Origin of the sequence: Pantoea anthophila (assembly GCF_006494375.1) — a bacterium.
Classification (GTDB): Bacteria; Pseudomonadota; Gammaproteobacteria; order Enterobacterales; family Enterobacteriaceae; genus Pantoea; species Pantoea anthophila.
Genome location: NZ_VHIZ01000010.1, coordinates 1 through 11,204 on the forward strand (window position 1 = coordinate 1; position 11,204 = coordinate 11,204).

Sequence of the window (11,204 nt, forward strand, 5' to 3'; positions counted from 1 at the left end):
TTACTGGATCTTTATCCTTATCTAACTCGCTATGAGCAAGTGGATTAGGAGGATTGCTTTTAAAGCTATCTTTATATTCTTTCAACGAGTCAGGAAATTTCACAAGCTGTGTTTCTATAAATCCTTTAGTCTGACCGTATTCTTCAATAATACTCTTAGTAGTAACAACCTCCTTCCCTCTTAACACTTTAACTAATGCTGAACCAGAGTTTAAAAACTCCTTTTTCATTTCAGGGATGATATGACGGCTATAAAATTTTCGGTGTGAATACATCATTTCTTCACGTGCAAGTATCTTAGGTATAAGAATTATCTCTTCATTTTCATAAACGGGGAGCTGGAAGCTTTTTTTATGCCACCTCCCTGTAGCCTCATCCCAAACCTTAATACCTGTGATTTCTTCCGTCTTAATGCAGTAAAAATCGCAAATATCCTTTGTGTATTTTATTAAAAAAATTTTTATAATATTGCAAACTGAATCAGATATTCGATCAGATCCAATACCAGGAATAGTTAAAGCTGTATCTTCGAGGTCTGTTAATAACCCCGATTTCGCTGCCTCACTACTTTTGAGTGATTCTAAAATATATTCAGCAGTTTTATCACCAAGAGCGGTTCCCGATGATTCTTTTGTTGAATACCCCAAATGAAACGCATTAGATTCTCTAAGCGATGATAATAAATAAGCAGCTTTTTTCAGATCGGAATTCTTTATAGATGCCATTATGTCTGCAAAATAGCTCTGTAACGCAGTTACTAAATCACCTCCCCAATGGGATTTCAGAGCCTTTATAGACGTTGGATCTAAAAAAAACCTCAAATCTGTATGTAGAGGTATATCAATGAAATCTAATGATACTTGTCTGCCTTCGACTCCAAAAGCTTCTGAAAAACGCATGAAACACTCCTTTACAATAGTTTCAAAAATGAGAGTATTCCTACTTTCTATAGCAAAGGTGAATTGATCACAAGATCTTATGTATTAGATAGCAAGATATTCTCGCAGGACTTTAAGCTCGAGTGCAAAAGCTCATTGCGCGCTCTCGTAGCCCCGCCACGCCTGCCCGCTTTATGCAGCGGTTTTCATGCACCTGCATGATTGGCTCTGAGCCGCGCCGCTGCTGGCCTTGCCTGCCGTTCCCGAGTGCCGGAGACTCATGCGTTTTCATGCAGCATAGACATGCACTCACGCAATGGACGTAAAAAAGCCCGGCACGGGCCGGGCTTCGGTGAGTTCCTGAGTCTGCGGCTCAGAAAAGTTTACGCTTGCGGCGGTCGGTTCTGGCTCCCCGGAAAGGATGCGCACCGCTCACGCTCAGCACGTCATCACGGAACATCAGCGGCTGATTTACGCTCGTCCATCGGTTAATGAGGTTCTGGACATATACGCGGTACAGCGTGTCGGCATCGTTCGCGCCTTCGATAACTCCCGGTGCATGCGTTGAGCCGTTCCGTTCAAACTGGCTGTACTTCATCCTGAGCAGGCTGCTCAGCTCTGCGCCGTGAATGATAAAGAAGTCATCAATAAGCGTATCAATGCGCTCATCCGTGATGCCCTCATGACAGAAGACATAAGCATTAGCTTTGCGCCCCGTCACGTCGGCCAGAACCGGCAGCTGCTTTTCCTTTTCGGCAATCAGCCCGGCAAGGTCTGATGCCGTTTCCTGCTGCTCCAGATACTCCGCCCGCAGCGCCTTTATCTCCGGCGTGACGCTGCCGCCATTCTGTCCCAGTAGTTCACGGAAGCGTGCCCGATTGTCCCGGCTTGCCTGCTCCATTTCGGCTTTACGCTGGCGCAGCTCGCTGAGGTTCTCACCGGCGGCGTTCTCGGCCCGTCTTGCCTCCAGCCAGGCCAGCATCTTTGTATTGAGGTCTTCAATACGCAACCGCCACTCAGAGGACAGCCCCTTTACCAGCTCGGTGGTGTGGCTGATAACATCGGCCTCGGGTAACCGGAGGAGCCATCCGGCTTCCTTAAGTGGGCGCTGTGCTCTGGCCTGCGCCGTACCGATACGGTTACCGGCGGCCTGAACCTGTTCGTCGGTCATCTGCTGCTGTGTCATGCTGTTTTTCCTCTCTGTCAGGGCTGTGCGTGGCGGTCTTTGCGGGCGCTGGCTGAACCATAGCGGCCCAGCGTCTGCGGCTGGCGAACCGGCACATCATTCTGCCGTTCCGGCTCTACTAATGCGGGCCTGTGGGGCTTCATGATGATTTTCTCGACGCTCTCCAGCGCAGTGAAGGTGCAGGAGCAGTCGAGGTTCTGGCACTGGTACCAGGTACGCTTTACGGAGGGCGCTTCATAAGCGCTGGTGCGGGTGTGGGCTACCTGACCACATTCGGGACATTTCAGGGCCATCTCGTTTCCTGTCGGCTGGTTTCAGTAAGTCAATTGTGCCGGGTCTGGCACAGCGGCTTCTACCAGAGGGCGTTGTATGACGGACCAGACAAAAGCATTACTTCTGGCGAGCCAGGAAAAGGTCTCACTGAAGCCTGTTATCAGCTTTCAGTTTTATATAAATCCTTCACTATTCTTCACCAGAGAGAAAAAAATAGTAAATACAGTAAATTAAGAGGTGAAGAGCGAAAAAGTAATCCTTCACCCTCTGTTCACCATCGTTCATCAGCAGGTTTTGGCCTTATTAATTTTTTAGAACGATTGGTTTTAAAGGCTTCCTTATATTGGACCTAAAATTATTGGATAAAACCTTATCAGTACTTTTTGGTGCAGTCTGGTGCTATTCACGTACACGTATTTTTTGTGTGGTTTTTATGCGTCCGGTCAGACAGATTTCTGTTGTTGTCACCGGCAAAAATATTCGCAAAATAAAGAGCTACCCGATGCCGTACACACCTGTGCGGCGCTTCACGGACACCTAAGAGGTAGCTCATGCACTCGACTTTAAACGCTCATTCATCCGCCCCGGCGGCCCCTGCCATGCCGGTATCATTCCCGGTCCAGGAACGCTTTATGCGCCTGCCGGAAGTGATCCACGTCTGCGGCCTGTCCCGCTCAACCATCTATGACCTCATCAGCCGCAGTGCTTTTCCGGCGCAGGTATCGCTTGGCGGCAAGAACGTCGCGTGGCTTGCCAGCGAGGTCAGCGCATGGATGAATGCACGCATCGCCGCACGCGGTCAGGAACGTGCAGCATGATCTCCACCAACTCTTGAGATTTTCCGCCATGCTGCATTTTCCTTTGTTCCCCGGCTTGCACGCCGGGGCCATTCCCTGGTACAGTCTTTACGCTGTCGCAAAATCGGCAGCCGGGATTGGCGTCCTGAATACAACGTTGGCGACACCAGACGCGCCTTGCGTCTTTTTTTGTGTCTGTGCCCTGATGCACCCATTTTTCGGGCGACGGTTCTGTATCTGTCGTACCTACCGCGTAATGGTGGCTCAGGCGGGGGCTTCTCACGAAGCGCCGGTTTCCAATGTTGCCGGTTACGCCAACCCCGTCTGGGCTACCACCAGTGAAATTGGCGTTTCCGGTGGTGGCTGTAAGCTACTAACATTGGAGACTGCCATCATGGCTACCGTCCTTAATTCCCCATACCCTCAGTTTGTTTTCGTCTTTGCCGCCGTGCATCGTACCGAGCGCCAGCAGCGTATCCACATGCTCCGCACCGTTGCCGCTGACGAACGCGCCGCCCGCCTGCCGCTGGCCCGCGATTACGTACTGTCCCTTGCTGCCCGCCTGCCGGTCCGGGAGGTGCACGCATGAATCACGCCACCATTTCCCACGCCGACCTGCTACGCCTTGAACACCTGCGCAACGCCGGGCGCTTTATCAGCGACATGACCCTGCTTCAGGAGTGCCACGAACAGCCACCGGCCACACAGCAGGCGCAGCTGAACTCACTGATTTTCCTCATCACCGAGCAACTGGACGGAGTGGTAAACCGCTGTCAGGACGGCTGGATGAACGGGGAGGTTGAGCCATGAGCACACGTACCCTTTCCCCCGAACTGCGGTCCGCGCTTTCACGCCGCGCGGTGGCCTGCGCCTGGCTGACTGTCTGCCGCGAACAGAAGCGCTACCCCGGCCTGACGCTGGCGCGCCTTGAACACGCCATTGAAACCGAGCTGGAAGGCTTTTATCTGCGCCAGCACGGACGCCAGCGCGGTCAGGAAATTGCCTGCGCGCTGCTCGACGACCTGCTGGCCGCCGGGCCGCTGAAATCGGCCCCGTGCCTGAGCTTTCTGGGGCAGGTGGTGATGGATGAACTCTGCGGGCGTCTCAAAGACGCGCCGGTGCTGCACTGAGGGAGAAAAGAACAATGAAAATGACCGTATCAGACGCGGCAAAAGCCGCGCGGGGCCAGTGGCCCCGCATCCTGCCCGCGCTGGGCGTGAAGGTGGTAAAGAACCGCCATACCTCCTGCCCGGTATGCGGCGGAACCGACCGCTTCCGCTTTGACGACCAGGAGGGACGCGGCACGTGGATTTGTAATCAGTGCGGTGCCGGTGACGGCATGGACCTGGTGAAAAAGGCCCTCTCACTGAGCCTGACCGAAGCCGCCGCGCGGGTAAACGGCCTGACCGGCAGCCTGTCACCGATGGACAGCACGCCTGTCGCCAGCGCGGGCGAAAATAACGAAGCCGCACGCGCCGCCGCCTCGAAGCAGGCCCGGCAGCTGGTCAGCACCGCGCAGCAGGCAACCGGCAACGCCTACCTGTCCCGTAAAGGCTGGCCGGAGCAGTCCTGCCTGACGCTGGCAAAGCCGCTGAAAGTCGCGCTCACTGTCTATCGTGCCGGTGATTTGCTCGTTCCCCTGCACGATACGGGCGGCCAGCTGGTGAACGTGCAGCTGGTTAACGCCGCGGGCGAAAAGCGCACGCTGAAGGGCGGCCAGGTAAAAGGCGCATGCCACGTTCTCAGCACCGGTAAACCGGCAGCGCGTATCTGGCTGACGGAGGGCTACGCCACCGGCCTGACGGTGCACAACCTGACCGGGGATGAGGTGTGGATTGCCCTGTCGTCCGTCAACCTCCTTTCTCTGGCTGGCCTTGCCCGTGAAAAGCACGCCGCGCTGCCGCTGCTGATTGCCGCCGACCGCGACCTTAACGGCGACGGCCAGGCTAAAGCAAAGCAGGCAGCCGAAGCCAGTCGCGCCGCCGTGGCCCTGCCGCCGGTGTTCGGTGACTGGAATGACGCCTTCATGCAGCACGGTGATGAGAACACCCGGCGGGCGCTGGCCGAAGCCGCCATGCCGCCCGCCGCCAGTCCGTTCGACGTGATGAGCGAGGCGGAATTTTCGGCCATGAGCGCCAGTGAGAAGGCGGAGCGCGTGGCGGAGCACTACCGCAGCGCGCTGGCCGTGGACGCCAGCGGAGAAATTCTGTCACGTTACCGTTCCGGCGCATGGAAGGTAATTTCCGGTAAGCAGTTTGAGCGGGACGTGGCGAAGCTGTTCCAGCGCCTGCGCGCGCCGTTTTCGGCGGGCAAGATTTCGGGCGTGGTGGAGACGCTGAAGCTGATGCTGCCGCAGCAGGCCGACCCGGCGCGCCGCCTGATTGGATTCCGTAACGGCGTACTGGATACCCGCACCGGCGGCTTCAGCCCGCATAGTAAAGACTTCTGGCTGCGCACGGTCAGCGAGGTGGACTACACGAATCCCGTTCAGGGAGAAACGCTGGCAGACCATGCGCCGCACTTCTGGCAGTGGCTGGACCGCGCCGCCGGACGGGACCCGGCCAAGCGTGACATCATTCTGGCCGCGCTGTTTATGGTGCTGGCGAACCGCTATGACTGGCAGCTGTTTCTGGAGGTCACTGGTCCCGGCGGCAGCGGCAAGAGCATTATGGCGGAAATCGCCACCATGCTGGCCGGAACGGACAACACCACCTCCGCGACCATCGAAACGCTGGAGTCGTCGCGCGAACGCGCGGCGGTAATTGGCTATTCGCTGATTATCCTGCCTGACCAGGAAAAGTGGAGCGGCGACGGCGCGGGCATCAAGGCGATTACCGGCGGCGATGCGGTTTCCGTGGACCCGAAGTACCGCGACGCCTACTCAACGCACATTCCGGCGGTGATTCTGGCGGTGAACAACAACCCGATGCGCTTCACCGACCGCAGCGGGGGCGTGTCGCGCCGCCGGGTGATACTGCACTTCCCGGAGATTATCCCGGCAGACGAGCGCGACCCGCAGCTGAAGGAAAAAATCAGCGGAGAGCTGGCCGTTATCGTGCGCCAGCTGATGCAGCAGTTCAGCCAGCCGCAGCAGGCCCGGTCGCTGCTTCAGTCGCAGCAGAATTCTGACGAGGCAATGCGCATCAAGCGCGATGCAGATCCGATGGTCGACTTCTGCGGCTACCTGTTCACCACGCCCGAGCCAAATGCACTCTATATGGGTAACGCCAGCATCAGGCCGCTTCAGCCCAGGCGTTACCTCTATCACGCCTATCTGGCCTATATGGAGGCCAACGGCTACAAAAATCCGCTCAGCATGAAGATGTTCGGCCTGTCGCTGGAAAGTATTATGCGGGAGTACGGACAACACTACATGAAGCGCCGGACAAAACTTGGGGTGCAGACCAACCTTGACCTGACGGAAGAAAGCAGCACCGACTGGCTGCCGAAGTGCGATGCCCCTCCAGCAGCATGACTATTGTAACCGGCGAAAGCCGGTTTTTTTATGCCTGAACTTCACCGGTGATGAATAATATCCTTCACCCTACACCTAACATTCATCGGGTAATCATCTGATATATATATAAAATCGCAGAGTGAATAGTGTGAAGGGTTTTCTGTAAAATCTTTTTCTAGGCGTTCCCCCTTCTTAACGAGCGAATGATCTATTTGTTTCGCTATGTGTCGTAAGCGGATCTGCATTTATTTCTAATCACTGGACGTTACAGTCATCCTGTCTAATAAGTTTAACTTTTGGTCAAGCACGGAAAGGCGCACTAGTGTAAGAAATTTTTGTTTTTATGTATCCATTGTAATGAAGAAGAAACTCAATACCTTGCTTCATGAACGCCCGGTTTTTACAGGGGCCGATCTTTACGCTTTTTAAGGGCAGGCGTCCGTTAGTAGCGTTATCTGTGCTTGCCTTTACTTCAAGATAAGGAATGAGACCGTGCTGATTTACCCTGAACTTAACCGGTGCTGAGTTTACATCCGGTTGTATGATAATCCGGTATTCGCTTTCTTCCCGAAAACTCTCGTGCTTGAAAAACGGTATTAATCTATTAATAATTTCATTAGCACCTGCATATTCAAAAAGCGGCTTCCCTATACTTTCCTCAATAATTTTCTCTTGCTGTAAAAAATTTAGAATCTCCGTTTTCGCTTCCAGAGTAGAATCAGGGCTGGAATAAAAAACTCTCTGAGATAAAATATTAGAACCACGAAAATCGAGGGAGTTTTCTAACTCTTCACTGTCAAACTCCAGGCATACCCCCTGCGATGCGGCGTAGCCTCGCCACTGACTAAGCAGGTCTGAGTTCTGGCAGAATGAGATATTATAATTATGTTTCCCCCGAAATAACTGGTGCCCATATAATGTATTCCTTAAGATACTGATGCTTTTTTCACTCAGATCTTCATTCAGATGTTTAAGTGCATTTTCGAAAGCAGTAATCCCATGATTCATTTCCTCTTCGTCATTAAGGAAATGTACATTGGTCGCCCAAAGACAATGATTCTCAACGATACCCTTGAGTCCGTTCAGGTCGGTGTAGTGGTATATCTTATTCATTCGCATCAGCCTATATAGAGAGGTCAATCATTATAAACCAATTATATCGTTGATTCCTGACATCATGCAGCGCTACTTTAATCCACACTGGAAATAATAGGTATTCTTTCCAGTTTCGGGCCTGCCAACTTTTGTTATTTTCAACCCACTGGCACTGTGGCAAACTTTAATTTTCAGATTGATACTTACTGTGTCAGAACTGCGCAATAACCACTTTCACCTTTCCTTCCGCATCTCCAGATTCCAAATCGGCTTTCACACCTAAAGGGTTATTTATGTAACCATCAGGGTCATACACAAACAATATCAGCGTTTCGCAGTCCTGATGAGCGCGGTAGCGGGCCATATCAATAAGTAGCTCTCCGCCGACCTTACCGGCTCCCAGTGATTCACGGGTTTTCTTCACCTCGATCACAATTTTTTCTTTTTTCAAAAGAAAGTCCTGTCTTGAAGCTGCGCCCGCAAAGCTGGGGGTATACTCTTCCGCTCTGATATCATTAAAGTGCAAAGTCAGCAGCGCATAAACCAAATCCTGCACGTCATACTCATCGTTAACTTCAAGCGGCGCACGGCCATTATATCGTCTCTTTAATTGACGGACAAAGGCCGGAAACCTGTTCAAAATATTCAATACGAGACCCAGTGCTGAACCCTCCACAGATGTATCAGCACTGACTGCGGAGTGCGAAAGGTCATCTCTCGCAGCATCAAACAACGGCTTATAACTTCTTATCAGCGTATTATAATTAGTAGACCAGCTACTGCTTACCGTATTAAAGTCGTTATAATAGTCTGACTGTTTTCCGTAGCTGTCCTCGATTAACTTTTTTACTCTGGCAATCCAGTTTTTGTATTTACCAGAATCAACATAAGTTTCCATTTTGTGAGTGAGAACATTTTGGTCAATATATTTTGTAGAAAGCAATGCTTCATAATCCTGCTCAAGCGCCTTAAATCTTTCTACTAGGGTTTGCTTTGTCATAGTGCCATCCGGGCTAAATAGTTGGGTAACAAGATCTGTGTATATAGGAATTCTACCATGTCTGGCTTCCATCCCTTAAACTGGATGTTACGGCCATTCTGTCAAGTGGCCCGCATCTCAGTTTGCTGCAACCACAATCCTACATCTGGTATCATGTTTAACTGACATCATCAATATATGTAGTGTACTGTAGGCCTATGCTGAGGCACATTGCGGCATTTGGCTGTTCGATCGCCGGAACCACGCAGGAAAAAATTCCCGGAAGTGCAAAATGTCAAGTTCCGGGCGCGCCCCTATTCGATTTATTTAATTTTTACCTTTCAATAAGAAAGGAATGTTTTCTTATTTTTGCTGTGATTTGTATCCAACGGTTCTATGCTTGCTTTTGCTCATAAAGAACATGGCTTAACCTAAATCCACTGCTTTGCTCAACGTAAGCAGTTATCGGGAATGAATTTCAAAGGTACAAAATTTCAGCGTTGCGATCTACTTCAAGTAACATTAAATGTGCATTAGGTAAACAATTTTGATCTGAGGAAGTACGCTGTGCCCTACTCCATATACGTCTTAATAAAACTAATTGGTATACGCTTTGGTATACGCACTTAAAATTAATTCAGATTTTTTATTTATATTCATAAAGATAAGTTATAAATACAGATTCCGCCAGCTCGGTGATTACCAGATTCATCCAATGAAGTCCTAAGAGTCCGCACGGCACAAATCATGTGGGCTTTTTTGGGCCCTCAACCTGTCCTCTAAAGTCTAAATACAACTAATCAAATCCTAATCTTTTAGCCACCTCATGAAGTTTTATTGTTTGAAAATCCTGAAAAAATGGAGTCCGGTGATGAAAAGTAAGAGTTCCCGAAACGAAATCCCGCTTTGGCCACGTGGAGAATACGGTTGTTCTGTTCTTCGCAAAATCAATTCTTCAAACAGGGTCAGGTCATATCAGTTAAAGATAGCCTCACGTTCTGCATCAGGCCAGCAATATGCAGCCTTGTCATGCAGGCGTTGATTACCAGTCCGTCATCATCAGAGGAGTAAAAAGAAGATTACCCCTTCAGCGCACCATGGAAGATGGCGCAGACTGGCGGTCAGTTACCGAAGTTTTCTTACTGCGATGCTCATGTTCACTATCATTGCATCTATACCCATAAGCCGTACATTTTCAGCCTTCATCTTATTAAAAGCTCATCATTTACTGATTTTACTAATTATCGTGTTATACAGAATCAATCAGCTCATATCCTCGAAAGTGCATCTGTAAAAATGAAGGGCAGAGGCTATATGGTGTTTACACTCTGACCTCTAACAGCGTATTATTTACTGCCAAGAGCACCACGGATGATTACACAAGGAATGTAAAATCATGGCTGCATTACATTTTCCCTGCACCATATTCAAAACCCAAAAGTGGATGGACGATTACGGCGCTAAAGACATGCGCTGCGGCGATCTGACCGAAGCACAGCTAAAGTCTCAGTACCGGCTGGATTACATTTCTGACCGGGTTGATCCCTGGACGCTTACCCGGCGTTCCTCAATGGATCGTCCACAATCCATGTTTTGCTGCAATGTGCGCGGCCAGGGTGAAAAGATTACCCGCCAGCAGTGTGCTGCTCTATTGTTTGATGAGTTCCGCTCATTATCCCGAAAATTTTCTTTTTACGGGCCCTATAGTCATCTGATCAAAAAGATGATCACGCACATGCAGAACGGCAATGGTACGCCCTTCCATGATATGTCGCTGAACCAGGCTCTAAAAGAACATATAATCAATGATAACTCGCTGGGAAACAGTACACGTCTATTATTGCAGAAAGCGCTTGAAGATAATATTGACTGGCAAAATAGCATCTATCCATCTACTGAAAAGGCAAAGCTGTATGAAGCCATATCAGGTGGTAAATTGCCTAAATTCGACAGATTCCAGGATAATTTTAACGGCATGGGTATCACCGTTCATGATACCTGGGCAACGCACATCACCATAAAATCACTGCATATTAATAATAATCGTTTCCGGGCAGTGGTACATTACAAAGTTCAGGATCACTTCGGTCTGGATAGTGATGATATTCTGAATACAAAATTCAGTCAGTTTCATTTCTTCTGTATCTGGTTCGTGTTACAGCGATACAATCAGTTTGGCTTCAAACCATTCATGACCAATGTGGAAACAACTCTGGAAATTACTGGAATGCGCAAATGAGACTAAAAGAAAAGATAATTATCGCTCTGTTCTTTCTGGCTGGCTGCGTGCTACTTAGCTACTGGCTGTGGTTGTCTCAGCGCCCCGTGGATATAATAGCCGTTCATCACAGAAGTAGTGGTTTCAGTGATGTTCTGGTCAATAGCTTCCCGCCAACTGATAAAGGAAAAATCAACTGGTGGTTAAAAAACAAGGAAATGTTAAATGATAAATATGGCATTCCAAAACCTGATAGAAACGGTCATTTTTACCTGACTATTTGGTTATTTGGGGATGGTTATAAAGAGTTGGGTAAATATGA

12 protein-coding genes are annotated in these 11,204 nt (G+C 50.0%); 7 read left to right on the forward strand and 5 right to left on the reverse strand.

Features of this window, described 5'->3' with window-relative positions; translation table 11 throughout:
• The 3 genes from FJW00_RS01180 to FJW00_RS01190 all read right to left on the reverse strand — a co-directional run.
• A partial coding sequence (locus tag FJW00_RS01180) for a DUF8370 family protein (protein WP_507236331.1) occupies positions 1 to 898 on the reverse strand: 898 nt, incomplete at its 3' end.
• A gap of 352 nt (positions 899 to 1,250) precedes the next feature.
• Positions 1,251 to 2,063, reverse strand: coding sequence for a phage polarity suppression protein (locus FJW00_RS01185; protein ID WP_140922870.1), 813 nt, complete (start codon positions 2,061 to 2,063; stop codon positions 1,251 to 1,253).
• A gap of 17 nt (positions 2,064 to 2,080) precedes the next feature.
• Entirely contained in the window at positions 2,081 to 2,356 is a 276-nt protein-coding gene (locus FJW00_RS01190; protein WP_111208338.1) for an ogr/Delta-like zinc finger family protein, read from the reverse strand.
• Between the two features lie 531 nt (positions 2,357 to 2,887).
• Here FJW00_RS01190 and FJW00_RS01195 point away from each other — a divergent pair.
• The 5 genes from FJW00_RS01195 to FJW00_RS01215 are packed head-to-tail and all read left to right on the forward strand — an operon-like array spanning position 2,888 to position 6,608.
• A complete protein-coding gene (locus FJW00_RS01195; protein WP_140922872.1) occupies positions 2,888 to 3,154 on the forward strand; it encodes a helix-turn-helix transcriptional regulator in 267 nt (88 codons plus the stop codon).
• 28 nt (positions 3,155 to 3,182) lie between these two features.
• Positions 3,183 to 3,722: a host cell division inhibitor Icd-like protein gene (locus FJW00_RS01200; protein ID WP_140922874.1), complete on the forward strand. Its 540-nt coding sequence runs from the start codon at positions 3,183 to 3,185 to the stop codon at positions 3,720 to 3,722.
• Entirely contained in the window at positions 3,719 to 3,943 is a 225-nt protein-coding gene (locus FJW00_RS01205) for a hypothetical protein (protein ID WP_140922876.1), read from the forward strand. Before FJW00_RS01200 ends, FJW00_RS01205 begins: the two co-directional genes overlap by 4 nt.
• The gene (locus FJW00_RS01210) at positions 3,940 to 4,263 is read left to right on the forward strand and encodes a DUF5375 domain-containing protein (protein WP_122889760.1); all 324 of its coding nucleotides are present in this window, start codon (positions 3,940 to 3,942) and stop codon (positions 4,261 to 4,263) included. Before FJW00_RS01205 ends, FJW00_RS01210 begins: the two co-directional genes overlap by 4 nt.
• A gap of 14 nt (positions 4,264 to 4,277) precedes the next feature.
• Positions 4,278 to 6,608 carry a phage/plasmid primase, P4 family gene (locus FJW00_RS01215; RefSeq protein ID WP_140922878.1) on the forward strand — a complete coding sequence of 777 codons (2,331 nt, stop codon included), beginning with the start codon at positions 4,278 to 4,280 and terminating at the stop codon, positions 6,606 to 6,608.
• Positions 6,609 to 6,890: 282 nt separating this feature from the next.
• Here the strand turns inward: FJW00_RS01215 and FJW00_RS01220 are convergent, their stop codons facing one another.
• Both FJW00_RS01220 and FJW00_RS01225 read right to left on the reverse strand, forming a co-directional pair.
• The gene (locus tag FJW00_RS01220) at positions 6,891 to 7,703 is read right to left on the reverse strand and encodes a DUF2971 domain-containing protein (RefSeq protein ID WP_181405331.1); all 813 of its coding nucleotides are present in this window, start codon (positions 7,701 to 7,703) and stop codon (positions 6,891 to 6,893) included.
• Positions 7,704 to 7,896: 193 nt separating this feature from the next.
• The gene (locus tag FJW00_RS01225) at positions 7,897 to 8,685 is read right to left on the reverse strand and encodes a PD-(D/E)XK nuclease domain-containing protein (protein ID WP_140922882.1); all 789 of its coding nucleotides are present in this window, start codon (positions 8,683 to 8,685) and stop codon (positions 7,897 to 7,899) included.
• 1,375 nt (positions 8,686 to 10,060) lie between these two features.
• Between FJW00_RS01225 and FJW00_RS01230 the strand changes: the two genes are divergently transcribed.
• Together FJW00_RS01230 and FJW00_RS01235 are read left to right on the forward strand one after the other, a co-directional pair.
• On the forward strand, positions 10,061 to 10,903 hold the full coding sequence (locus FJW00_RS01230; protein WP_140922884.1) for a YPO3983 family protein: 843 nt from the start codon (positions 10,061 to 10,063) through the stop codon (positions 10,901 to 10,903).
• Positions 10,900 to 11,204 (forward strand): DUF943 family protein (locus FJW00_RS01235; RefSeq protein WP_140922886.1); only part of this gene is annotated, 305 nt, incomplete at its 3' end. The genes FJW00_RS01230 and FJW00_RS01235, both read left to right, overlap by 4 nt.